This is a genomic window from Parabacteroides sp. AM17-47, from assembly GCF_003434625.1.
Taxonomy (GTDB): Bacteria; Bacteroidota; Bacteroidia; order Bacteroidales; family Tannerellaceae; genus Parabacteroides; species Parabacteroides distasonis.
In genome coordinates this window covers 50912-76599 of sequence record NZ_QTLI01000025.1, presented here as the reverse complement: position 1 = coordinate 76599, position 25688 = coordinate 50912, and the positions used below count along the sequence as shown (strand labels likewise).

Annotated in this window: 25 protein-coding genes; 20 read left to right on the top strand and 5 right to left on the bottom strand. The window is 44.8% G+C overall.

Annotated features, from left to right (window positions below; genetic code table 11):
* The first annotated feature begins 665 nt into the window (after positions 1–665).
* The 4 genes from DW205_RS18585 to DW205_RS18570 all read left to right on the top strand — a co-directional run bounded on the left by DW205_RS18585 (position 666) and on the right by DW205_RS18570 (position 3978).
* Positions 666–1841 (top strand): MalY/PatB family protein, encoded by a 1176-nt coding sequence (locus tag DW205_RS18585; RefSeq protein ID WP_008778607.1) that lies wholly within the window; start codon positions 666–668, stop codon positions 1839–1841.
* A gap of 48 nt (positions 1842–1889) precedes the next feature.
* Positions 1890–2465, top strand: coding sequence for a peptidylprolyl isomerase (locus tag DW205_RS18580; RefSeq protein WP_005854436.1), 576 nt, complete (start codon positions 1890–1892; stop codon positions 2463–2465).
* 103 nt (positions 2466–2568) lie between these two features.
* Entirely contained in the window at positions 2569–3645 is a 1077-nt protein-coding gene (aroC, locus tag DW205_RS18575; protein ID WP_005864373.1) for a chorismate synthase, read from the top strand.
* A 12-nt stretch (positions 3646–3657) separates the two neighbouring features.
* Positions 3658–3978, top strand: coding sequence for a multidrug efflux SMR transporter (locus DW205_RS18570; RefSeq protein ID WP_005854432.1), 321 nt, complete (start codon positions 3658–3660; stop codon positions 3976–3978).
* Positions 3979–4084: 106 nt separating this feature from the next.
* Here DW205_RS18570 and rlmH read toward each other — a convergent pair whose 3' ends face one another.
* On the bottom strand, positions 4085–4558 hold the full coding sequence (rlmH, locus tag DW205_RS18565; protein WP_005854430.1) for a 23S rRNA (pseudouridine(1915)-N(3))-methyltransferase RlmH: 474 nt from the start codon (positions 4556–4558) through the stop codon (positions 4085–4087).
* A gap of 88 nt (positions 4559–4646) precedes the next feature.
* Here rlmH and DW205_RS18560 point away from each other — a divergent pair, with 88 nt between their 5' ends.
* The 3 genes from DW205_RS18560 (at position 4647) to aldA (ending at position 7487) form a co-directional block, all read left to right on the top strand.
* Positions 4647–5018 (top strand): DUF4783 domain-containing protein, encoded by a 372-nt coding sequence (locus DW205_RS18560; protein ID WP_005864370.1) that lies wholly within the window; start codon positions 4647–4649, stop codon positions 5016–5018.
* Between the two features lie 3 nt (positions 5019–5021).
* Positions 5022–5861, top strand: coding sequence for a carboxylating nicotinate-nucleotide diphosphorylase (gene nadC / locus DW205_RS18555; RefSeq protein ID WP_005854425.1), 840 nt, complete (start codon positions 5022–5024; stop codon positions 5859–5861).
* Between the two features lie 189 nt (positions 5862–6050).
* On the top strand, positions 6051–7487 hold the full coding sequence (gene aldA, locus DW205_RS18550; RefSeq protein WP_005864368.1) for an aldehyde dehydrogenase: 1437 nt from the start codon (positions 6051–6053) through the stop codon (positions 7485–7487).
* Positions 7488–7533: 46 nt separating this feature from the next.
* Here the strand turns inward: aldA and DW205_RS18545 are convergent, their stop codons facing one another.
* Entirely contained in the window at positions 7534–9294 is a 1761-nt protein-coding gene (locus DW205_RS18545; protein WP_005864366.1) for a DNA polymerase III subunit gamma/tau, read from the bottom strand.
* A gap of 69 nt (positions 9295–9363) precedes the next feature.
* Between DW205_RS18545 and DW205_RS18540 the strand changes: the two genes are divergently transcribed.
* Together DW205_RS18540 and DW205_RS18535 are read left to right on the top strand one after the other, a co-directional pair.
* Positions 9364–9669 (top strand): septum formation initiator family protein, encoded by a 306-nt coding sequence (locus DW205_RS18540; protein WP_005854418.1) that lies wholly within the window; start codon positions 9364–9366, stop codon positions 9667–9669.
* Positions 9670–9993, top strand: a complete 324-nt coding sequence (locus DW205_RS18535) for a hypothetical protein (protein WP_005864364.1) — start codon at positions 9670–9672, stop codon at positions 9991–9993.
* A 173-nt stretch (positions 9994–10166) separates the two neighbouring features.
* Here the strand turns inward: DW205_RS18535 and DW205_RS18530 are convergent, their stop codons facing one another.
* Together DW205_RS18530 and DW205_RS18525 are read right to left on the bottom strand one after the other, a co-directional pair.
* Entirely contained in the window at positions 10167–10772 is a 606-nt protein-coding gene (locus tag DW205_RS18530) for an OmpH family outer membrane protein (RefSeq protein WP_005854413.1), read from the bottom strand.
* 25 nt (positions 10773–10797) lie between these two features.
* Positions 10798–11016 (bottom strand): hypothetical protein, encoded by a 219-nt coding sequence (locus DW205_RS18525; protein WP_005854411.1) that lies wholly within the window; start codon positions 11014–11016, stop codon positions 10798–10800.
* Between the two features lie 147 nt (positions 11017–11163).
* Between DW205_RS18525 and DW205_RS18520 the strand changes: the two genes are divergently transcribed.
* From DW205_RS18520 to DW205_RS18500, 5 genes are all read left to right on the top strand, one after another.
* Positions 11164–12621: an aminoacyl-histidine dipeptidase gene (locus DW205_RS18520; protein ID WP_005864362.1), complete on the top strand. Its 1458-nt coding sequence runs from the start codon at positions 11164–11166 to the stop codon at positions 12619–12621.
* A 150-nt stretch (positions 12622–12771) separates the two neighbouring features.
* A complete protein-coding gene (locus DW205_RS18515; RefSeq protein WP_005864361.1) occupies positions 12772–14259 on the top strand; it encodes a hypothetical protein in 1488 nt (495 codons plus the stop codon).
* A 39-nt stretch (positions 14260–14298) separates the two neighbouring features.
* Entirely contained in the window at positions 14299–15333 is a 1035-nt protein-coding gene (locus tag DW205_RS18510) for an endonuclease/exonuclease/phosphatase family protein (RefSeq protein ID WP_005864360.1), read from the top strand.
* 66 nt (positions 15334–15399) lie between these two features.
* Positions 15400–17088: a M23 family metallopeptidase gene (locus tag DW205_RS18505; protein ID WP_005864359.1), complete on the top strand. Its 1689-nt coding sequence runs from the start codon at positions 15400–15402 to the stop codon at positions 17086–17088.
* Positions 17089–17222: 134 nt separating this feature from the next.
* The gene (locus tag DW205_RS18500) at positions 17223–18971 is read left to right on the top strand and encodes a phospho-sugar mutase (RefSeq protein WP_005864358.1); all 1749 of its coding nucleotides are present in this window, start codon (positions 17223–17225) and stop codon (positions 18969–18971) included.
* Between the two features lie 62 nt (positions 18972–19033).
* Here DW205_RS18500 and cdd read toward each other — a convergent pair whose 3' ends face one another.
* On the bottom strand, positions 19034–19510 hold the full coding sequence (gene cdd, locus DW205_RS18495; RefSeq protein ID WP_005864357.1) for a cytidine deaminase: 477 nt from the start codon (positions 19508–19510) through the stop codon (positions 19034–19036).
* 125 nt (positions 19511–19635) lie between these two features.
* Here cdd and DW205_RS18490 point away from each other — a divergent pair, with 125 nt between their 5' ends.
* From DW205_RS18490 to lpxD, 6 genes are all read left to right on the top strand, one after another.
* Positions 19636–20367 (top strand): bifunctional 2-polyprenyl-6-hydroxyphenol methylase/3-demethylubiquinol 3-O-methyltransferase UbiG, encoded by a 732-nt coding sequence (locus DW205_RS18490; protein WP_005864356.1) that lies wholly within the window; start codon positions 19636–19638, stop codon positions 20365–20367.
* Between the two features lie 73 nt (positions 20368–20440).
* Positions 20441–21349, top strand: coding sequence for a glucosaminidase domain-containing protein (locus DW205_RS18485; protein ID WP_005864355.1), 909 nt, complete (start codon positions 20441–20443; stop codon positions 21347–21349).
* 46 nt (positions 21350–21395) lie between these two features.
* Positions 21396–22562, top strand: coding sequence for an AIR synthase related protein (locus tag DW205_RS18480; protein ID WP_005864354.1), 1167 nt, complete (start codon positions 21396–21398; stop codon positions 22560–22562).
* A gap of 9 nt (positions 22563–22571) precedes the next feature.
* Positions 22572–23681 (top strand): peptide chain release factor 1, encoded by a 1110-nt coding sequence (gene prfA / locus DW205_RS18475; protein ID WP_005854384.1) that lies wholly within the window; start codon positions 22572–22574, stop codon positions 23679–23681.
* A gap of 31 nt (positions 23682–23712) precedes the next feature.
* A complete protein-coding gene (pyrF, locus tag DW205_RS18470; RefSeq protein WP_005864353.1) occupies positions 23713–24555 on the top strand; it encodes an orotidine-5'-phosphate decarboxylase in 843 nt (280 codons plus the stop codon).
* A gap of 89 nt (positions 24556–24644) precedes the next feature.
* Entirely contained in the window at positions 24645–25688 is a 1044-nt protein-coding gene (gene lpxD / locus DW205_RS18465) for a UDP-3-O-(3-hydroxymyristoyl)glucosamine N-acyltransferase (protein ID WP_005864351.1), read from the top strand.

Genomic DNA, 25688 nt, shown 5'->3' with positions numbered 1-25688 from the left:
GATAACACGACTTACGATAACACGTATCTCATAAGAAAATCCTATTCTAGCGATAAAAAAGATACATATAAACTCTAAATCACATATTTATTAACACTTGTAGACTATAAATAGCCTTGAAAAAATTCATAATAGTGTTCTAGAAAAAACATAAGGAAGTTTTCTGAAGAACATAAGGAATAAATTTCATCTAGTATCGGACTAAATTTTGTTAACATTCGAATGAAAATCACCTAAAATCAAGACTAAATCCGGCATAACCCACGCTAGAAGCAGCTCAAGCAAAGACATTTTCAAAATGACTTTCAGACAGAGAAAGCCTTAAATACTCAACCGATAGACAGCTATTCAAACATCAATCATAAAAAAGACCAACAACACCTGCATTCAAACATCATTCTGATTTACACAACCATCAAATGCTTGCGCTTTTTCCGTGCGACCAAGCCCCCGCCCCATAATTCATCACCCACAGAGAGCAATAATAACACTTTGACATTTTGCCAGTTCACGGTTTGATAAGCCATTTAAGTAAACGATTCATTAAATATATCGCCGATTTCCTAATATACAGCATTTCATACTTTGATTTGGATAAACAATAAATATAATAATTTGTATCTTTGACCCCAATAGCAATTAAGAAACTGATCGTTAATAAAAATATGAAACACTACAACTTCGACGAAGTTATCGAACGGCATGGGACGAGTTGCGTGAAATTCGACCGTTTGAAAGAGATGTTCGGTGACGAGAATCTGATACCACTATGGGTGGCGGATATGGATTTCCGCACACCGGACTTTATTGTAGAGGCCCTGAAGAAACGTTGTGAGCACGAGATATTCGGCTATACATTCGGCTCCGACGAGTATTACGAGAGTATCATCAATTGGGTACACTACAAACATAACTGGAAAATACAACGGGAATGGATCAGCTATATCCCGGGAATCGTAAAGGGAATCGCTTTCGCTATCCAATGCTTTACGCAAAAAGGAGATAAGGTCATCATCCAGCCCCCTGTTTATCATCCGTTCCGCATCGTTCCGGAGAAAATGAAGCGTGAGGTCGTTTATAATCCGCTAAAGATGGTAGACGGCATCTATGAGATGGATTTCGATCATCTTGAATCTATTATAGATGATAAATGCAAGGTATTGATCCTCTGCAACCCTCACAATCCGGGCGGGATCGTCTGGAAAAAGGAAACCTTGGTCCGATTGGCCGAGATTTGCACCAAGCACAATATTTTGGTTATCTCCGATGAGATTCATGCGGAAATGGCCTATCCTCAGTATACGCATTATCCATTTGCCTCCGTATCGGATACTGCCGCTTCTTGCAGCGTAACTTTCATGGCACCGAGCAAGACGTTCAATATCGCCGGTATCGTGACTTCCTACGCAATCGTACCCAATGATCGCATCCGGGAAGAATTTTACTCTTTCCTTGAGGCCGGAGAGTTTGGCGATGGCACGATCTTCGCTTATACGGCGACAACCGCCGCTTACACCTATGGCGCCGAATGGTTGCAACAAATGCGAATGTATATCATGGAGAATGTACGTTTCGTGGAAGAGTTCATGAAACTACATCTCCCCAAGATAAAAGTTTACCAGCCCCAAGCCTCCTTCCTCGTTTGGTTGGATTGCAGGGAACTGGAATTAAGTCAAGATGAACTCGTACACCTGTTCAAAGACAAAGCCGGACTAGCGCTGAACGACGGAAGTATCTTCGGTCCCGGGGGAGAAGGCCATATGCGTTTGAACATTGGTTGCCCCCGCTCTGTTTTAGATAAAGCGATGAACGCTCTTAAAAAGGCGGTGGATAAGAAATAAAATCGTATCTTTGCGAGCATTTCTATACATATTTAAAATACAAGACAAATGAAAATTACAGCAAACAAATACGTTGCGGTTACATACGACCTGAACGTTGGCGAAGGTGAAGAACGTGAGTTAATGGAAAAAGCGACGGTCGAGGCTCCTTTGAAATTCATCTACGGAACAGGCATGATGCTTCCGGCATTCGAGAAAGCCTTGAACGGGCTGGAAGTAGGTGGCACGTTCAACTTCTCCATCGAGCCAGCCGAGGCTTATGGCGAATATAACGAGGAGCACGTATTGGATCTTCCGAAGAATATCTTCGAGGTGGACGGTAAATTCGACGCCGAGATGATCAAGGAAGGTAATACCGTACCGATGATGGATTCTAATGGCAACCGTATGAACGGCTCTGTATTGGAAGTGAAGGATGATATCGTGGTAATGGACTTCAACCATCCGTTGGCTGGCGAGACTTTGCATTTCAGCGGCGAGGTAATCGACGTACACGAACCGACAGCGGAAGAGATCGCAGCCTTCTCCGCTCCCGCAGGTGGATGTAGTTGCGGTTGCGACGATTGCGGTAGCGATTGTGGCGATAACCACGAGGGTGGTTGTGGTTGTGGTGGATGCCACTAAATAATGGGAAATTGAGAATTGAAAATTGAAAATTAGGAGAAGTGCCTAATCATCGGCTTTTGATTCTCAATTTTCAGTTTTCAATTTTCAATTAGACAAAACGGTGAATACTTTTGGTAATATTTATAGATTAACATCGTTCGGCGAATCGCACGGCCCCGGTATCGGCGGCGTGATCGACGGATGCCCAGCCGGGATCGAATTAGATACGGCATTCATCCAGCAAGAGCTGAACCGTCGTAAACCGGGACAATCCCGTATCACGACCCCCCGTAAAGAGGATGATGAGGTACAATTTCTTTCCGGCATCTACGAGGGAAAGACAACCGGTACGCCGATAGGTTTCATCATCTGGAACAAAAACCAACATTCCTCGGACTATGACAATATGAAAACGGTTTACCGTCCTTCCCATGCTGATTATACCTATCAAACGAAATATGGAATCCGTGATCCCCGTGGAGGTGGACGTTCGTCCGCCCGGGAAACGATCGCTCGTTGCGTGGCTGGGGCCATCGCTAAACTCGCCCTTAAGCAATACGGCATACAGATCCAAGCTTATACCTCGCAGGTCGGCCCGATCCAATTAGCGGGTAGTTACCAAGATTATGATTTAAGCTTGACGGAGGAGAGCGACGTACGTTGCCCGGACCCGAAGACCGCCTCAGAGATGGAAACCTTGATCGCCGAGGTCAAATCAAAAGGAGATACGATCGGCGGTATTATTACCTGTGTGGCGAAAGGGGTTCCCGTCGGATTGGGAGAGCCTGTGTTCGGCAAGTTACATGCCGCGTTGGGACATGCGATGCTTACGATCAACGCCGTGAAGGGCTTCGAGTATGGAGACGGATTCAACGCCGCCTTCTTCCGCGGATCGGAAAGGAACGATCGCTTTTTCAATGATAACGGGCATATCAATACTCGTACCAATAATTCCGGCGGTATCCAAGGAGGGATCTCCAACGGACAAGATATTTATTTCCGGGTAGCCTTTAAATCGGTCGCTACGATCTTGATGGAACAAGAAACGGTTAACATGGAGGGAGAGGATACGATATTAAAGGCACGCGGACGTCATGATCCATGCGTATTGCCTCGTGCGGTACCTATCGTCGAGTCTATGACCGCCATGACTTTATTGGATTATTTATTGATCCAGAAGACACGGGAAAACTTTTAAGACTAATTCTATATGGCTTGGATTCTGTTAATTATAGCCGGATTATTCGAGATCGGCTGGCCGCTGGGCTTTAAATTAGCAAGTATGCATTCCAAATATTTTATTTGGTTTATAGGTTTATCGATCTTATCCATGGGCTTAAGCGGTTATTTCTTATATCTCGCCCAGAAAAGCATCCCGATCGGTACGGCTTATGTAATCTGGACCGGGATCGGGGCTATAGGGACTGTTCTTCTTGGAATCTTGTTTTTCCATGATTCCGCGAATATATTCAGATTATTGTTCTTATCCTTGATATTGATAGGGATCGTCGGCCTGAAATTAGTCCATTAATCCGGGAGAAAAACACCAGTATTCGCATAGCCTCACGGCAGTATCGGTGTGAACTTACGCCAGTATAGGCGTAGGGCTATGCGGATACCGGCGTTAAACGATGCGGTTATTCATGATGGTAAGGCTCGTTATTCAAGATCGTCATCGCCCGGTAAATCTGCTCGATAAAGATCAATCGGATCATCTGGTGGGAAAAAGTCATCTTGCTCAACGAGATCTTTTCCGATGCCGCCTTATACACGGCCTCACTAAAACCGTAAGGACCGCCCACCACAAATACCAAGCGTTTCGGGACCGTATGCATTTTCTTTTCCAGATAAGTAGAAAATTGCATGGAGGTGAACTCCTTCCCTTTCTCGTCCAGCAACACCAAATAATCGCCGGGCTGCAAAGCCTTTAAAATCAATTCGCCCTCTTTCTCCTTTTGCTGCGCCTCTGAGAGGTTCTTCACGTTCTTTATATCCGGTATGACTTCCATTTCAAAGGGTATATAATGCGTCAAGCGATTTTTATACTCATTGATAGCCTCCACAAAATAACCGGCATCCGTCTTACCAATCACAATCAGTCCAATCTTCATCTACTTACATTTACAGGTTTAGAAAGGCTAAGTTACAAGAAAAATACATACCTTTGCCACTAATTACTCAATAAAATAAAGAAAGCTTATGAAACGACTCTTACTTACATTCGCCTTGATATTCGCATTCGCATGTGCGCAGGCGGCGGATATTACCAGTATATCAAATGCTTTCAAGGCAGGAAATGCCTCCTCTCTATCCGGTGCTATGGATAAGGTGGTGGATGTAGCCTTGCCCGGTTCCTCTAAGAAATGTAACGGAAGTGAGGCCGTCTCTATGTTGTCCTCATTTTTCAGTTCGAATAAGCCTTCCGGATTCTCGGTCGTACATCATGCGGATAAAAAGGAAAGCGGTTTCCTTGTCGGAAAGCTTCCGACGTCTTCCGGTGAGTACCGTGTAAACATCACGTACCGTGCCGAAGGGAATACAGCGATTATACAATCAATCAGAATAGAATAAAAGATGGACAAACTTATTGACGACTTAATCAAATTAGCGTTTGCCGAGGATATTGGCGATGGTGATCATACCACCTTATGTTGCATCCCCGAGACAGCGATGGGGAAAAGCCAGCTGATCATCAAGGAAGATGGCGTATTGGCCGGCGTGGAAATGGCTAAACGTATCTTCCACGACTTCGATCCGGAACTAAAAATGACGGTCTTTATACAAGACGGAGCCGAAGTGAAAAAAGGGGATATAGCGTTCGTGGTGGAAGGTAAGATCCAATCCTTATTGCAGACCGAGCGGTTGATGCTGAACGTTATGCAACGCATGAGCGGTATCGCTACTACGACCCGTAAATACGCCAAGGCGTTGGAAGGCACCAAGACACACGTTTTGGATACTCGCAAGACAACTCCCGGTATGCGTATGATCGAGAAAGAGGCCGTACGTATCGGTGGCGGCATGAACCATCGCATCGGTTTGTTCGATATGATCTTATTGAAAGATAATCATGTGGATTTCGCCGGAGGCATCGAGCAGGCGATCACACGTGCGCAAAACTATCTGAAAGAGAAAGGAAAGAGCCTAAAGATCGAGATCGAGGTTCGTAACTTCGACGAGTTGGAACAAGCCATGAAAGTAGGCGGTATCGATCGTATCATGTTGGATAATTTCAATATCGAGAATACAAAAGAAGCGGTTCGCCGCATCAACGGACGTTTCGAGGTAGAGTCTTCCGGCGGTATCACGTTCGACACATTACGTGATTACGCGGAATGTGGCGTAGACTTCATCTCCGTAGGGGCTTTGACTCACTCCGTGAAGAGCTTGGATATGAGCTTCAAAGCCTGCTAAAACGAAAAACGATCATTCTATAAAAAAACAGCCTTGAGAAGATCAACTTCTTGAGGCTGTTTTTCTATATCTACCCTATTATCTTGATTCACTATCATTTCTGATAGAACTATTATCATTTTTAAAACATTGCCATTCCTTCCTTTCCCGTACTTTTAAGAACAAATTATTCAACCTAAAAATAGTATCATGAAAGAATTGAAAATGTTTATAGATGGCAGATTCATTGAGAATGAGTCTGGGAAATGGATCAAGGTATTGAATCCTTCTACCGAAGAGGTTATTTCACTGATGCCCGACGGGACGGTTGAAGATGCCAGAAAAGCGATCGATGCCGCAGAGAAAGCGCAGAATCAATGGGAAAGAACACCCTCTATAGAAAGGGCGGCTTATCTGACAAAGATAGCGGCAGGCATCCGTAAGAGAGAGAAGGAACTGACCGACATCATCGTCCGTGAAGGAGGCAAAACCCAAGGACTCGCCAATGTTGAAGTTCTTTTTACCGCGGATTATATGGATTACATGGCAGGCTGGGCCCGTCGGTACGAAGGGGAAATCATTCCCAGTGACCGCCCTCATGAAAACATTTTCTTATTTAAGAGACCGATTGGAGTAACGACAGGTATCCTACCTTGGAATTTCCCATTCTTTCTAGTCGCTCGTAAAGCCGCTCCGGCCTTGATCACCGGAAATACGATCGTGATAAAACCTAGCCAGCTTACGCCAGAGAACGCATACGTATTCGCACAGATCGTGGAGGAGGCAGGTTTGCCTGCCGGTGTTTTCAATCTGGTAAATGGACGGGGTAGCGTGATTGGGCATGAACTCGCGGCGAATCCGAAAGTAGGTATGGTTAGTCTGACTGGAAGCGTGGGAGCCGGACAACAAACCATGGCAGCTGCCGCTCCTAATATCACGAAAGTTTCTCTGGAGTTAGGAGGTAAAGCCCCGGCTATCGTGATGAAGGACGCAGATATCGATCTTGCTGTTAAGTCTATTATTGCCTCTCGTGTGATCAATACCGGACAGGTATGTAATTGTGCCGAACGGGTTTATGTAGACAAAGCGATAAAAGAGACCTTCATGGAAAAACTAGTCGCCGGCATGAAGCAGGTAAAAGTAGGAAATCCCAATGAGGTCGCGGATCTGGATATGGGACCGCTTATTGAAGCCAGCGCATTGGAGTCTATGGAGAAAAAAGTAGAGAGAGCGATCCAACAAGGTGCTAGGCTACTGTGTGGTGGCCATAGGATCGGTACAAAAGGATATTTCTTCGAACCGACCGTTTTGGATTGTGTTACACAGAAAATGGATATCATACAAGAAGAGACTTTTGGCCCCATACTGCCGGTTGTCGAATATTCAGATATCAACGACGCTATCGCATGGGCGAATGATTGCGAATATGGATTGACATCTTCCGTATATACACAAAACTTGGATAACGCATTCAAGGTAATGCGTTCCTTAAAATTCGGGGAGACTTATATTAACCGTGAGAATTTTGAGGCTATGCAAGGCTTCCACGCGGGATGGCGTAAATCCGGAATCGGTGGTGCGGACGGAAAACATGGACTTGAGGAGTATTTGCAAACTCAAGTGGTTTATCTTGAGACAAAGGAATAAAAATAAGACTAAAGATCCCTCTTCTTGGGATCTTTAGCATATCTACTTAATCTAACGTCAAATTAAATTCATCCCTCAAACGACCCAAGGTAGGATTTATCTTCATCAGCAACTCTAGCTTCTCCGTGGATGTATAAGCCAAATGCTTCTCATTTCCCTCTACGATCCGGACACGCATCTGGATACGGCTATTAGTAAGATGCTGGCGGAGAAATGGCAGGATATGGATCGCGTTATTGATCAATTCCTCTTGCTGCCCCGGGTTATGTACAGCTACCTCAAAATAATAATTCTCTTGCAAGGTAGGCTTGCAATTGATCATCGTATTCTTAAGATACACTTTCTTGTCAATCGTTGCGGCGTAATTATCCCATTCACGAACCAAGGAATCATTGTCAAAGGGAGTTACTACCTCCTTTACGTTCGTTGTCGCTTGTTGAACGGTTTGTTGCTTAGGCTTCTCCACTCCGATCTCCTTCATGGAGATTCCCATCGGACGAGCCGTTCTACGAACCGGATTAGGCGCTGTAGACGGAGGTGGCGCAGGAACCGAGCTCGGCATGTGCGTACTCATAACTTGTGGAGCACCGGCCGCTGCCGTAACTGAAGGAGCTTGAGGCGGCTGTTGAGGCTTCCCGCTATTCACCGCTTGAGAAGCTGGATTCGTCCCGGCGATCGGCTCAATCAGCGCTTTTTTTTTATCGTCGGCGGCTACCTGTGTTAATTGACAGAGCTGAATCAACGTCAATTCCAATAAAAGACGCTTATTGCGGCTGGCACGATAATTCAAATCACACGTATTCGCTAGCTCTATCGCCTTGAACAGAAGTTGATCCGGACAATGTTTCGCCATCTCCTTATATCGTTCACGTATAGAAGCCCCCACCTCGAATAGCACCAAGGTGGACTCATCCCGGCATACCAATAAATCCCGGAAATGCCCGGCCAAACCGGTTATGATATTCTGCCCGTCGAATCCTTTGCCTAATATCTCGTTCAAGATCAATAAAGATGCCCGCACATTGCCAGATAAGATCGCATCCGTCAGACGAAAATAATACTCATAATCCAGCACGTTCAAGTTATCGATAACCGCTTGATACGTGATATTGCCATTCGTGAAACTTACCACTTGGTCAAAGATAGACAAAGCGTCGCGCATACCTCCATCCGCTTTCTGGGCGATCACGTTCAAGGCTTCCGGTTCCGCTGTTACCCCCTCCTGCGAAGAGACATATTGCAGATGCTCCACCATGTCGGCGATGGATATACGGGAGAAATCATAGATCTGACAACGGGAAAGGATCGTGGGAAGCACCTTGTGCTTCTCGGTCGTAGCCAAGATAAAGAGAGCATGATGCGGAGGTTCCTCCAATGTCTTCAAGAATGCGTTGAAAGCGGCGGTCGTCAACATATGAACCTCGTCAATAATGAAGACTTTGTATTTACCGATTGGAGGCGGGATACGCACTTGGTCGATCAAGGTACGGATATCGTCCACCGAGTTATTCGAGGCGGCATCCAGTTCATGGATATTGTAAGAACGCTGCTCATTGAAAGCCCGGCACGACTCGCACGCATTGCAAGCCTCGCCATCCGCCGTCGGATTCAAGCAATTGATTGTCTTCGCAAAGATACGGGCACACGAGGTCTTTCCTACTCCACGAGGACCGCAAAACAGATAAGCATGCGCTAATTTGTTACTTTGTATCGCGTTTTTCAGCGTAGTGGAAAGAGACTTCTGCCCTACTACACTCCGGAAAGTGGACGGGCGATATTTTCTTGCCGATACAATATAATTATCCATTCTCTGCTTTTTATTGATAAGACAAAGATAAACAAAATAATTCATTATCTTCGCGAAAACGATGTTTCGATGTCACGCATAAAAGAGTTTTACATAAAGTATCTATCGTGGATCAACGCTTATTGGTTGGTTACCATCGTGTTCCTTATCGTCACCTTTACGGTGGGCGATAGCAGCCTGTATAAACGCTATACGTACGACGAGAAAATACGCGGCTTGGAGAAAGAGATCAAACATTATCAAAAGGAGATCGAGATCAACAGCAAGAAATTAAACGACCTGCATACGGACAAGGAGGGACTGGAACGTTTCGCCCGTGAAGAGTATTTTATGAAAAGGTCGAACGAGGATGTTTTTATTATCAAGGACAAATAAATGAATCAACAAATCAGATCGATTATTTTCGGCGTAGCGGGATTACTCGTATTAGCCGGTGCCGTATTGTTTCTTACTCATTGGGCTGTCGCCCCTTATTTATTCGCTGCCGGTGCGGCGGGTATAGCCGTTTGCTATCTGACCCTTCCGGTTAAGGACTTGGACTTTCGTCGCCGTCGGCTCCACCGTTTCAACGTATTCGCCGGACTTCTAATGATCGTATCTTCCGGCTTTATGTTCAACAACCGTACCGAGTGGATCCTTTGCTTGAGCGTAGCCGCTATCTTACAAGTATATACCGCTTTCGTTACTCCTAAAGAGTAATTGGCCGCAAAACGCAGTCTCGACCGATGAATATATACTGACCAGGCCAACGCAGTATATATTACTTTGCAGATACAGTATATCTTCTATAAAATCCCCGGTAAGTACCGTTAAAAAGGGTGTATCAAACGTTCCTTTGATACACCCTTTCTTTTATAAATTCTATTAATAGCTTACTTGGCCGGAGAGGAATAATTCTTATTCAAGTATTCCAGCAATTCGCCTGTGATATCATAGGAATCGCCAGCCAAAAGGATATTATCTCCTACCGTATTGCTGAATACCACTTGATAGCCCCTACCCAGATTGAAAGCCTTCAATTGAGAAACAACCGTATCGCGTAATTGCTCGTTCAACTTCTGCTGCTCTTGCATCAACTCTTGAGCCAATTGGTTATCTAAGTTCTGCAACTCTTGTTGCTTATTCAATAAACGTTGTTGCTCTTGCTCCGCCCTCTCACGGGTAAGGAAAGCGTTATTTTCTACCTTACGCTGGAAATCTTGCATCTCGCCTTGTAAACTACGGGCTTTCTGGGTGATGTTAGCACGGGAATTCTCTTGTTTCTTCAAGATGATCTCGTTCAGATCCTTGGAATAATTGTAATTAAGTAACAGGGAATCCACATTTACATAAGCGATCGGAAGTAAGGCCGTTGTGTCTCCCGCTGACGCGAATGTTCTTGTTACGCTTGATTCTTTCTTGCCGGAAAATTGCATAATATACAAGATTACGACAGCCACCGCTAGCACACCGTTAATAACGTAGTTAATGTTCTTCATAAAGTGCAATTTAAATCTTATTTTTTTATTCTTTTATTTCGTTCATGATGTCATAGAGCCCCTTTTGCTTAACCGCCATACGATCCATGGTCTTCGCGCAAAATATACCTTTCTTACCCAACGCCCTGTTTCCTTCGATATGCGTATTCGGGAACCTTCCTCCCTTTTTCAACAGCACTTTTATCGATAGCAACACGACGCTGATAACAAGAATTATGACCGTAAATAATAACGTTGTAAGCATTTTCTCTATATTTGTGGACGCAAATATAAGAGTTTAAGTGATTACTAAGTGTCTTTTTGGCATTTTATTCTACTTTTTTTCGAACTAAGCTCTTTCAGTTGCGGTTTTATTAACTTTAGAGTAACATCTATAATACATTGTAACATTATGAAGATTACTGATTTAAAGCCTACTATCGTATGGAAGTTCTTCCATCAAGTAACCCAAGTGCCTCGCCCCTCAAAAAAGGAAGGCAAAATGATTGAATTCCTAGAATCATTCGCGAAAGAGTACAAAATAGCTATCAAGAAAGATGAAGCCGGCAACCTTTTAATGTCAAAGCCTGCCACTCCGGGAATGGAGGATCGTCCGGTAGTCGTATTGCAGTCTCACATGGATATGGTTTGCGAGAAAAATAACGGTACGAAACACGATTTCGACAATGATCCGATCGAGACGATCGTCGACGGCGAATGGCTGCGTGCCAACGGCACTACTTTGGGAGCCGATAATGGTATCGGTGTAGCGGCCGAGTTGGCTTTGCTTGCCTCCGATGATATCCAACACGGTCCGATCGAATGTTTGTTCACGGTAGACGAAGAAACAGGTTTGACTGGAGCGAAAGCCTTGAAAGAAGGTTTCATGACCGGAGATATCTTGTTAAATCTCGATAGCGAGGACGAGGGAGAGATCTTTATGGGTTGCGCCGGAGGTAAAGACACACAAGCGACTTTCCATTACGAGCCAGTTCCTACGTCCGATAAGATGCAGTATTTCCGTATCGACGTGAAAGGGCTGAATGGCGGTCACTCCGGTGGCGAGATCCACAAAGGATTAGGCAATGCCAACAAGATCTTGGTTCGTTTCTTATTCTTATTGAAAAAGAAATATGATTTCGTTCTTTGCTCTATCGATGGAGGAAACTTACGTAACGCAATCGCTCGCGAGGCACACGCCGTGCTCGGCTTGCATCCGGAAAATAAGGAGGATGTACGTATCTTGCTGAACCATTTCGCCGCCGACGTTGAAAATGAGTTGAAACATGTAGATCCGAACGTTCAGTTAGCGATGGAGTCCACGGATCGTCCGGAGTATCATATCGACAATGCCACCGCCGAGAAATTAATCTACGCCTTGCACGCTTGTCCGCACGGCGTAATCGGTATGAGCCACGATATAGAAGGCTTGGTAGAGACTTCTACCAACCTTGCTTCCGTAAAGATGAAAGAAGGCAATACGATCTTGATCGGTACCAGCCAGCGTAGCTCTATCGAATCATGCAAGATCGCTATCGCCAATACGGTAGCCTCCACGTTCCTATTGGCTGGAGCAGATGTAAAACATGGCGACGGCTATCCGGGATGGGCCCCGAACCCCGACTCTAAGATCTTGAAGATCGCACAGGAGACTTACAAACGCCTATTCAACAAAGACGCCAAGATCATGGCCATCCACGCCGGATTAGAGTGCGGTTTGTTCTTGGAAAAATATCCGAAACTGGATATGATCTCTTTCGGGCCTACTTTGCGTGACGTACATTCACCCAACGAGCGTATCGAGATCGCTACGGTCGGTTTATGGTGGAGCCACCTTCTTGAATTATTAAAGAGCATCCCCGCAAAATAAACCAACGTTTTTTGCGTTATAAGAAGAGGAAAGACACGATAACCGTGTCTATCCTCTTTTTTTATGTTAATGTCTTGCAACTTTTTTATGATAATTTTGTTTATCTATTGAAACAAGAACACAAGATATTTACAGTTAACATTTACGAAAATGAAAAGATTAACGATAACGCTATTTATACTCGCGACGCTTCTGTTGAACATGCTTCCGGCATGCGACGGTTTGGATGATCATTATTCCACCAACCCGACTTACCGGCTAAGCTTCTCGACAGACACGCTCGCTTTTGACACGATCTTCAGTACGATCGGTTCTACCACTCGTCAATTTATGATCTACAATAAAAATAGTGAACCTCTGAGCATTGAGTCCATCATGCTGGCCAGTGGAGAGGCTACCGGCTTCCGCATGAATGTGGATGGACGCAAAGGTAGCTCATTTAATAATGTAGGGATACTCGCCAACGACAGCATGTATGTATTCGTGGAAGTAACGGTCGATCCGAATGGGGGCAATCAACCTCTGTTGATACAGGATTCCGTACTTTTCACCGTGAATGGCATCCGTCAATCCGTATTATTGGAAGCCTATGGGCAGGATGTTAATCTTTACAAAGGCGGTGTTACGATTACAAAAGATTCTATCCTCACGGCTAATCGTCCTTATTTGATCTACGATAGTTTGGTTATCGCTAAAGGGGTTTCATTGAATATCGAGAAGGGGGCTACTTTCTATATGCATGATAAAGCGAGCCTGATCGTTCACGGCTCCATGAACGCTTTAGGCACCTTGGATGAGCCTATCACTTTCCGAGGCGACCGTTTGGATTATATACTAAATGATATATTACCGTATGACCGGACTCCCGGACAATGGGGAGGCATTACCTTTAAGGCGGATAGCTACGGGAATGTCTGGGATAATGTAATCGTACGTAATGGTACCTCCGGTGTATATTGCGAGCCTTCCACCCCGGACCGGCCAAAGATCAAGATAAACAACTCACAGATCACGAATATGGGGAGCGATCTATTCTTCGCCATCAATTGTGATGTTATCGCTACAAATACGGAATTCAGCAATGCCGGAGGAAGTGTACTCACTTTAGTCGGTGGTAAATATTACTTCGCTCACTGTACGATGGCTAATTACATGAGTTTAACCAAAAGGGAAATGGCCAGCGAGACTGTTCCTTTGGATAGTAAATGCCTGTACTTGCTCAATAACGTAACAGTAGACGGAAATGGCCCGTATCCTATCACGCAAGCTTATTTTGACAATTGCACTATCGATGGAAGTTACGATGTCGAATTAAAAGCAGATGGCAGTACAGATTTCGATTATCGGTTCAATCACTGTGCGCTTAAAGCCAAAGAATCCTCCAGCGATCACTTCAAGGAGGTCTTGTTTATCAAAAAGACTCCTTCCTATCGGAAAGTAGGAGGCAAGCAAAATAAATACACCTATGATTTCCGGCCAGATTCCGTATCGACTACCGGAGTCGGAAAAGCAGATCCCGAGATAACGAAGAATTATCCGATCGATCGTTACGGTGTCAACCGGCTAACCAGTTCGAACGGCCCGACCATAGGAGCCTACGAGTTTGTTCAGGAAGAGACCGAAGATTCAAACGAATAAGAATACATTACATATTAACAATTAATCAAAGCTTTAACTATGAAGATTTTTATGTTTTTTCTTTTATTCTTTGCCTCCCCTCCGTTATTTGCCCAAGCTACGTTCAAGGTCATGACCTATAATGTGGAGAACTTTTTCGACACAAGGGATAATCCAACCAAGAATGACGATGAATTTCTACCTTCCGGCAACCGGTACTGGACACAAAGCCGCTACTATCATAAGCTACAACAAATAGCGAAAGTAATAAGCGCTGCCGGGGAATGGAGCACACCGGCCTTAATAGCTCTTTGCGAAGTCGAGAATGACTCCGTCCTGTCTCATCTTACCCGTCGCACACCGCTCCGCTGGCAGGATTACCGATATATTATCACTCAAAGCCCCGATCCCAGAGGTATTAATATCGCTCTTCTTTATCAACGAGATCAATTCTTTTATTTACGACATGAATCCATTCCAATTCGTTTTTCCGGGAACAAACACAAATTAACCCGAGATATCCTACACGTATATGGAAAGATCATAACAGGCGATACCTTAGACGTTTTCGTGTGTCATTTCCCCTCCCGCTATGGAGGAGAAAAAGAAAGTGAAAAGGATCGTTTTGACGCGGCCCGCACTTTACGGGGATCTAGCGATTCCCTGTTACTGATACGAGAAAAACCGCAGATACTCATTATGGGAGACTTCAATGATACCCCTCAAGACAGAAGTATTTCCGAGATATTCGCTGCCCAAGCCTTTCCTGAAAATACGCAGATCACAGATTCCACATCTTGTACCTATTATAATTTGTTCGCAAGCCCCTATATAACTCAATTCCCGGGTAGTCATAAATACCAAGGCGAATGGAGCCAACTCGATCAAATAATCGTAAACCGGGATCTCATCACGCAAGAGTCTTCCATGCATATCATTCCGGAAAGCATCCACATATTCGCTCCCGATTTTTTATTGACTAAGGATAAAACATGGCGGGGGGTACGTCCTTTTCGAACCTATTACGGCTTTAAATATGAGGGCGGTTTTAGTGACCACCTGCCATTAGTCATCGATTTCCAAATATGCCCGTAAAAACACGTACGTGTTTTCCATAGACACAAAAAACACTATCTTTGTATCACAAAATACGTAATACCTATGAATATTAGATCCATATATCTAGCCGGTCTATTCGCGATCATCGGCTCCCACATAATCAACACAAACGCCCAGCAACTTAGGAATCCTTTCGATTTCCCGATCTTACTGAGCGGGAACTTCGGTGAGTTAAGAAGCAATCATTTCCATTCCGGAATAGACTTCAAGACACAAGGGGTAGAAGGTAAACCCGTACATACAGTACAAGAAGGATACGTATCACGTATATCCGTAAGTCCATGGGGCTACGGTAACGGGCTTTACATCACACACCCGGATGGAACGACCACCGTATACGGCCATCTACAAAAATTCTCGAAGAAAATAGCGAATTATGTAAAAGAGCAACAATACGCACAAGAAAGTTTCAATGTAAATCTCTTCCTTACGCCGGATTTGCTTCCTGTCGAGAAAAATGAAGTCGTAGCGTTAAGCGGCAATACCGGAAGCTCTGGTGGACCTCATCTCCATTTTGAGATACGAGACACCGAGACCGAGGAAGTCATGGACCCCTTGGATTATTTCTCGGATCGGATAACCGATACCCGTCCTCCTAAAATCCAAGGAATACAGATCGTCCCCATCGAAGGAAAAGGCGTAGTAAACGGCAAAAGCAAGAAGCTTGAGATAAAACCCGTCACGGCGAAAAACGGGAAACAGACAATCACTGGAAAAATCGAGGCATGGGGAGAAATAGGGCTCGCTGTAAAAGCCTATGATTATATGGATAATACGACTAACATTTATGGCGTACGAGAAATCACGCTCACGGCGGACAGCCAAGTGATTTTCCATAGTAATCTCGATAGGTTCGCATTTGACGAGACCCGTTATCTGAACACATTCACAGATTACGAAGAATGGAAAGATCATCGCTCTTTCTATATGCGTAGTTTCATCGAGCCGGGAAACCGTCTACGCTTCCTTGAAAGCGTAAACCGGGGAATCTTGCGTATAGATGAACCTCGTACCTATCATTTGACGTATACACTTGCTGACGCTTTCGGCAATGCCACCCGTTTATCCATCTGGATCGAGGGAAAGAAACAAGAGATCCCCCAGATCGATACGACTCATACAGAATTATTCCATTGGGGTGGCGAGAATAGGTTCGGCGCTAAAGGTATCCGTCTCGTCCTGCCTAAAGGTAATCTATATAATGACCTCTACTTCCGCTATTCGGTGAAAGAAGATAGTACCTCATTATCAGCCACCCACATATTGCACGATAAGCCAATCCCTTTGCATGGAACGGCCCAGTTATCACTATTCTTGCAAAGCGATACGCTTGAGAATAAACAACAATATGGTGTGGTTCGCTTACAAAACGGACGTGCCTCTTGGATGGGCGGTACATACCGTAATGGCTGGATCGACGCAAATATCAAGGAATTGGGCAGTTATAAGATACAACAAGATACAAAGGCTCCGGTTATCACGCCGATCAACCAACAGACGTGGATCAACAAACAGAACTTCATATTCCGTTTGTCCGATAACTTAAGCGGGGTACAAACCTACCGGGGAGAAATAGACGGGCAGTTTGTCTTATTCGAGATGAATAATAAATCGGTTATTACCTATCGCTTCGATAAAGAGAGGTTGCAAAGAGGCAAGCATGAACTTAAATTAATCGTAACGGATGCTTGCGGAAATGAGTCGATTTATACACATCCGTTTACTTGGTAGGACGATTTATCGTATTTTTTAGGCAAAATATAAGTCCTTTGATTGCTTTACTTTAAGAAATTCGTATATTTGTTTCTTGTATATTTATCGTATTGAGTAGATTGCTCAACAATAAACACAATAATATTATAAACATGGAAAACAACGACTTATTAGAAATGGTAAGAAGTAAGGCACAAGGATGGCTTACGAAAAGTTATGATGCGGAAACTCGTGCTCAAGTTCAAGCGTTACTTGACAACGAAGATTCTACTGAGTTAATCGAGTGTTTTTATAAAGACCTAGAATTCGGAACAGGTGGATTGCGCGGAATCATGGGGGTAGGTTCAAATCGTATGAATATATATACGGTTGGTGCGGCCACCCAAGGTTTATCCAACTATCTGAAAAAGGAATTTGCGGATTTAGAACAGATAAAGGTTGTCATCGGCCACGATTGCCGTAACAACAGCCGTAAGTTCGCGGAAATATCAGCCGATATCTTCTCCGCTAACGGTATCAAGGTTTATTTATTCGAAGACCTGCGTCCGACTCCGGAAATGTCATTCGCTATCCGTAAACTGGGATGCCAGAGCGGTATCATCTTGACGGCTTCTCACAATCCGAAAGAATACAACGGATACAAGGCTTATTGGGATGATGGCGCACAAATGATCGCCCCGCACGATAAGAATACGATCGCCGAGGTTAACAAGATCCGTAACGCTAGCGAGATTAAATTCAAAGGAAATAAAGAATTGATCGAGATCATCGGACAAGCGATCGATGATGAATATATCAAGGAATTAACAACGATTTCTTTGTCTCCGGAGGCTATTTCCCGTCATAAGGACATGAAGATCGTGTATACTCCAATTCACGGAACAGGTGTTAAATTGGTTCCTGCCGCTTTGAAAGCTTACGGATTCACGAACATTATCCATGTACCGGAACAAGATGTTGTTAGCGGTGATTTCCCGACGGTTATCTCTCCGAACCCGGAAGAGCCGGCTGCTTTAGCTATGGCTGTAGAGAAAGCAAAAGAGACTGACGCTGAATTGGTAATGGCTTCCGATCCGGACGCAGACCGTGTAGGTGCCGCCGTTAAGAATAACGAAGGCGAATGGGTACTTTTGAATGGTAACCAAACCGCTTTGATGTTCGTTTACTATTTAATCACCCGCTGGAAAGAGTTAGGTAAGATCAATGGTAAAGAATATATCGTAAAGACAATCGTTACGACAGAGACGATCAAGACGATCGCCGAGCGTAATGGCGTAGAAATGTACGATGTTTATACAGGCTTCAAATGGATCGCTAACGTTATGCGTGAGAACGAAGGCAAGAAAAACTATATTGGTGGTGGCGAGGAAAGCTACGGATTCCTTTGCGAGGATTTCGTTCGCGATAAAGACGCTGTTTCCGCTTGCGTTATCTTAGCCGAGATCGCAGCTTGGGCAAAAGATCAAGGTTTGAGTTTGTATCAATTGCTTCAGAAGATTTACGTGGAATACGGCTTCTCTAAGGAGAAAGGTATCTCTGTCGTGAAGAAAGGCAAGAGTGGAGCGGAAGAGATCGAGGCTATGATGAAAAAGTTCCGCGAGAACCCATTGACAGAGATCGCAGGCTCTAAGGTAACTTATTTCTACGATTACTCTACATTGAAAGGTAAGGACTATGCAGAGAACGAAACCGTTACATTAGATATGCCTACTACCTCTAATGTGCTTCAATACTTCACGGAAGATAATACGAAAGTATCTATCCGTCCTTCCGGAACAGAACCGAAGATCAAATTCTATTGCGAGGTTCACTCCAAGGTAAAGAGTATCGATGAATTGCCGGAGGCAGAGAAAGCGGCAGAAGAAAAGATCAATCAGATCAAGGCTTCTTTAGGGATCTAATCGAACTTAATTATTACATATAGAGGCAAGGGCGAGAATCGTTCTTGCCTCTTTTTATTCTATCAGATCAAATCAGACTTACTGAAACAAAACGGCAACAAGGCCGTCGCGCTCGGAACGAGATACGCTTCCTCTTTTCCACAAAGAAGGACTTTCATAGGTTTGTTATAACGTTGCTCGGTTTCCAACATCACTTGCCGGCAGGCACCACAAGGCGTGATAAGATCCACACGTTCCCCATCCTTCATAGCCGCAATCGCCAAAATCTGAACTGCCGCATCCGGATAACGTGCTCCCGCATAAAATAAGGTGGTCCGCTCCGCGCAAAGCCCAGACGGATAGGCTGCGTTTTCCTGATTATTTCCGGAAAGTATCTCCCCATTCTCCAATAGAACCGCCGCTCCCACATGAAACTTGGAATAAGGAGCATAAGCTTTTTTCGAGGCTTCAAAAGCGGCCTCGTACAATTGCCTATATATATTGTCCAATTCTCCTACCGCATAGACCTCTACCCGGGTCTCTAATTTCAATTCTTTCATTTTCTTGATTGTTTTAATGTTTTGAAAGAAACATAACTATAATTCTTATAGGCTATAAATATAAAAAGAATATATTAATTTCGCACCCACATCATAGAATATACCTTAATATAGAACAAAGACATATGCATTCAATGCTTCTTACATCCGATAAAGACCCGATGGGCGCCGCTATCATCGATTATCTCGCACATGGAAAAGCGAGCAAACTCCGTGTATTCTCCTCCATGTTCGATGAAGATGAGATTCCCGTGAATCAATTATTCCGGACTTTCCAAGAAATGCCCTCCTTGGAACAGAAAGCCCTTCAACTCAGTACAGGTAAAATATTGGATGTTGGTGCCGGAAGTGGATGCCACACCTTGGCTTTACAGGAAATGGGTAAAGAGGTTACCGCTATCGACATATCCCCTCTTTCCATAGAGGCCATGAACAAACGGGGCGTAAAAGACGCCCGCTTACAGAATTTTTTTGACAGGAGCTTAACCGGACCATTCGATACCATTCTTCTCTTAATGAACGGTTCCGGGATTATCGGTAAACTGGAAAATCTCCCGGCTTTCTTTCACCGCTTAAAAGAGGTTCTAGCCCGGGACGGACAGCTTTTACTTGACTCTAGCGACTTAAGTTATTTATTTGAAGATGAAGACGGGAATCTGGATATCGCCCCCGAGGATGATTATTTCGGAGAGATCGATTTCCGCATGCAATATAAAAGTATCAAAGGGGATTCATTTGATTGGTTATATATAGATTTCAACACGCTGAATCTATACGCAAGGCAAGCCGGCTTTAAAGCGGAAAAAATAGAAGATGGGGAGCATTACGATTATCTAGCCCGTATCTCCTATTTTTAACCCATCAATTCCCAATAGATATGTATTTTCTTTTATATATTTGTCCGGTAAAATCGGATCGAAAAGAACAGTTATGCGTTTATCCCTTCATTTTTTAGGTATATTATTATTGTCCCTCGCCTGTTTAAGCGCAGGGGCAGAAAGCCAGCGGAAGCTGACTTCCTATCAAAAATACATCAGTAAATACAGTGATTTGGCGATTCAACACCAAAAGAAATATCGCATTCCGGCAAGTATCACCTTAGCGCAAGGATTACTGGAATCCGGAGCTGGGCAAAGCGACTTGGCCAGACGCTCCAACAATCACTTCGGTATCAAATGCCATTCGGACTGGCGAGGCGGCAGGGTCTATCACGACGACGACCTGCGGGGAGAGTGCTTCCGGAAATACAAACGAGTAGAGGATTCTTATGATGACCATTCCCGCTTCCTCGCCGAACGCTCCCGCTACGAACGCCTGTTCAAATTAAACATCAAGGATTACAAAGGCTGGGCCAAAGGACTACAAAAATGCGGTTACGCCACCGATCGTGCTTACGCAAATAAATTAATCAAGGTTATCGAAGATTATGAGTTATACCGCTTTGACTCCGGTAAGGGAACAAAGAAGACCTCTACCAAGAAGCAAAATCTTCCGGTGTTCAATTATCAAGTCTATCGTACCCACGGTTTGATCTATGTATACGCTAAGGATAACGACAGTTTCGACCAGATCGCCCGAAGCATGGGATTCAAGGCCAAGCAGTTGATGAAATTCAACGAGGTGCCCGAGGACTTCCCGTTGCAGGAAGGCGATATCGTATATCTGGAAAAGAAAAAGAAGAAAGCGGACAAGCCGAATTACGACCACGTGGTACAAGTCGGAGAGTCTATGCACAGTATCGCGCAGATGTACGGAATCCAGATCAAGAGTCTGTATAAAATGAATAAAAAAGACAAAGATTACATCCCGGAGGAAGGAGATGTCTTAAAACTTAGATAAGTAACATAAAAAAGTATTACCTTTGCGGTTCAAATAATATAGTACAATGAGTGATCAACGTTATAACCTGCGAGGCGTTTCCGCTTCAAAAGAAGATGTTCACAACGCGATAAAGAACATCGATAAGGGAATTTTTCCGAAAGCGTTCTGTAAGATCATCCCCGATATCTTAGGCGGTGATCCTGAATATTGTAATATTATGCATGCGGATGGCGCCGGTACCAAATCGTCCTTGGCGTATATGTACTGGAAAGAGACCGGAGATCTTTCGGTGTGGAAAGGTATCGCCCAAGACGCTCTTATCATGAATATCGACGACCTGCTTTGTGTAGGTGCCGTAGACAATATCTTGGTCTCTTCTACAATTGGACGTAACAAGCTGTTGGTTCCGGGCGAGGTGATCTCGGCGATCATCAATGGAACAGATGAGTTGCTGGCAGAGTTACGTGAGATGGGCGTTGGTTGCTATGCGACAGGTGGCGAGACCGCAGACGTTGGCGACTTAGTTCGTACCATCATCGTAGATAGTACAGTCACTTGCCGCATGAAACGTTCGGACGTAATCGACAATAAGAATATCCAAGGAGGAGACGTGATCGTAGGTCTGGCATCTTCCGGACAAGCCACTTACGAGAAAGAATACAATGGAGGTATGGGTAGTAACGGTCTGACCTCTGCCCGCCATGATGTCTTCTCCAAGTATTTAGCGCAGAAATATCCGGAAAGCTACGATGCCGCCGTTCCCGAAGAATTGGTTTACTCCGGAGGATTGAAACTTACGGATAAGATCGAGGAATTAGGGATCGACGCCGGAAAGATGGTGCTTTCGCCGACACGTACCTATGCGCCGGTAATTAAGGTATTGCTTGATAAACTACGCTCCCAGATCCATGGCATGGTACATTGTTCGGGAGGGGCTCAGACAAAAGTTATGCACTTCGTAGAGAACAAGCGTGTAACCAAGGACAATCTCTTCCCTATCCCACCGTTATTCCGCACGATTCAGGAGCAGAGTGGTACGGACTGGAGCGAGATGTACAAGGTATTCAATATGGGACACCGGATGGAGATCTACATCGCTCCCGAGCATGCGGAAGAAGTAATCAGCATCTCAAAAAGCTTTGGTATTGATGCGCAAATCGTGGGTTTCGTAGAGGAAGCTGATAAAAATGAATTGATTATCGAAAGCGAGAAAGGTCGCTTCACCTATTAATAAAGATAAATGGCCGAAAATAGTTTACTTGGTAAATTAGACGGATTAGTGAGCCGTTTCGAGGAAGTCGGTACGCTTATTACCGACCCGGCGGTGATCGCCGACATGAAACGGTTCGTAAAACTGAACAAAGAGTACCGTGATTTGGAGAAAATCGTGGGAGCTCGTTCGGAATACGTGAAAGTATTGAACGGGATCGAGGAAGCGAAAGCCTTGCTTGAGTCCGAGCAAGATCCGGAAATGCGGGAAATGGCTCGTGAAGAGCTGGATACCTGCAACGAACGTATTCCCGCTTTGGAAGAAGAGATAAAATTATTGCTCGTTCCCGCTGATCCGCAAGACGACAAGAACGCGATCGTTGAGATACGAGGAGGAACGGGAGGTGACGAAGCCGCCCTTTTCGCCGGTGATCTATATCGTATGTACGTGAAGTATTGCGAACTGAAGGGATGGAAAATAAGCGTGTCTAGCTTTAGCGAAGGCTCATCCGGCGGCTTTAAGGAAATCATCTTCACGGTATCGGGCGAGAAAGTATACGGTACGTTGAAGTATGAGTCCGGTGTACACCGCGTACAGCGCGTACCGGCTACGGAGACGCAAGGACGTGTACATACCTCCGCCGCCACGGTCGCCGTATTGCCTGAGGCGGATGAATTTGATGTTGAGATTAATGAAGGGGAGATTAAATGGGATACCTTCCGCTCCGGTGGTGCCGGTGGTCAGAACGTAAACAAGGTGGAATCAGGTGTTCGCCTGCGTTATGTCTGGAAGAACCCCATTACAGGTGTGAGTGAGGAAATCTTGATCGAATGTACGGAGACACGAGACCAACCGAAGAACAAAGAAAGGGCGCTTACCCGTCTTCGTTCGTTTATTTATGACAAGGAACACCAGAAATACTTGGACGATATCGCCAGCAAGCGTAAGACCATGGTATCTACCGGTGACCGCTCCGCGAAGATCCGTACGTACAATTACCCGCAAGGGCGTATCACGGATCACCGTATCAATTACACGATCTATAATCTTTCAGCCTTTATGGACGGCGAAATTCAAGATTGCTTGGATCACCTGATCGTAGCGGAGAACGCTGAGCGATTGAAAGAGTCTGAATTGTAAACACATCCAATCATTTCATACTGAAAAGAAAATGAACAAACAACAGCTATTCGAGAATATTAAAAAGAAACAATCCTTCCTTTGTGTCGGATTAGATACAGATATAAAAAAGATCCCGCAACATCTATTGTCGGAAGAAGATCCTATTTTCGCGTTCAATAAAGCGATCATCGACGCTACCGCCGATTATTGTGTCGCTTACAAGCCGAATCTGGCTTTTTACGAGAGCCTTGGTACAAAGGGCATGATGGCTTTTGAGAAGACTGTGGCTTACTTACGGGAGAATTATCCCGATCAATTTATCATCGCCGACGCGAAACGTGGTGATATCGGAAATACCTCCGAGATGTATGCCCGTTCTTTCTTCGATCATATCAAGGTAGATGCCGTAACGGTCGCTCCCTATATGGGCGAGGATAGCGTAAAACCATTCTTGATCTACCCGGAGGCTTGGGTAATCTTATTGGCCTTGACCTCCAATAAAGGCTCACATGATTTTCAAATGACGGAAGACGCGAATGGTGAACGTCTTTTCGAGAAAGTATTAAAGAAATCGCAAGAGTGGGCAACCGACGAGCAAATGATGTATGTAGTGGGCGCTACCCAAGGCAAGATGTTCCTTGATATTCGTAAACAGGCTCCGAATCATTTCTTGTTAGTCCCGGGCGTGGGCGCTCAAGGCGGAAGCTTGGCGGAAGTAGCTCAATACGGGATGAACGACCAATGCGGTCTTTTGGTAAATTCTTCCCGTGCGATTATTTACGCGGATAAGACGGAGGCTTTCGCCAACGTAGCCCGTGAGGCGGCACATGCCGTACAGAAAGAAATGGCCGGTTATCTACATGATAAGGGAATTATTCCCTGCAAAGCATAGGCTATATAAAGAATTTTCACCATTTTTGCAAACTAACTGTCTATAAACAGCGGACAGTCAACGAAGATACATATATAATTGAATAAGTAATGGAGTTTTCAGCCCAACAAATTGCCGGCTTCCTGAACGGAACGATTGAAGGAGATCCGAACGTTAAAGTCAGCAACTTCTCTAAAATAGAAGAAGGAAAGCCAGGTACATTGACCTTTTTGGCGAATCTTAAATATGCGCATCATATTTATAATACCGAGGCAAGCATTGTTTTGGTGAATAATGATTTCAAACCGGAACAACCGATAAGAGCCACACTTGTAAAAGTAGAGAACGCTTATGCGGCGCTCGCGATGTTATTAAATTTGGTAGAGCAATCGAAGAGCAAAAAGAAGGGGGTTGATTCTACCGCTTTTATCGCCGCTTCCGCGACCGTGAGCGACGATTGTTATGTCGGTAACTTCGCCTACATCGGAGAAGGCGTAAAAATGGGTAAGAACTGTATGGTATACCCGCACGCTTATATCGGTGATCACGTGACGGTAGGAGATAACTGCGTATTCTATCCGCATGCCACCGTTTACGAGAATTGTACGATCGGCAATAATTGTATCCTTCATGCCGGTAGCGTAGTCGGGGCTGACGGTTTCGGATTCGCTCCCGAAGGTGAGACTTACAAGAAAATCCCGCAATTAGGCAACGTTATTATCGAGGATGATGTAGAGATCGGAGCCAATACGACAATTGACCGTGCGGTGATGGATTCTACGATCATTCGCCGAGGCGTTAAGCTGGACAATCTCGTACAAATCGCTCATAACGTGGAGGTAGGCGAGAATACCGTGATGGCGGCGCAAGTCGGCATCGCCGGTTCCGTAAAAGTAGGAAAGCATTGTATGTTTGGCGGACAAGTTGGTTTGGCCGGACATATCCATGTGGCGGACCACGTCGTATTCGGAGCTCAGGCTGGCGTTATCAGCGACGTGAAGGAAGCGACGACATTGCTCGGGGCGCCGGCGATCAACGCTAAGAACTTCATGCGTTCCAGCGCGATCTTCAACCGTCTTCCGGATATATACCGCTCGCTGGGGCAAATGCAACGGGAGATCGAACAACTCAAGAAAGAAATTAATAAACAATAA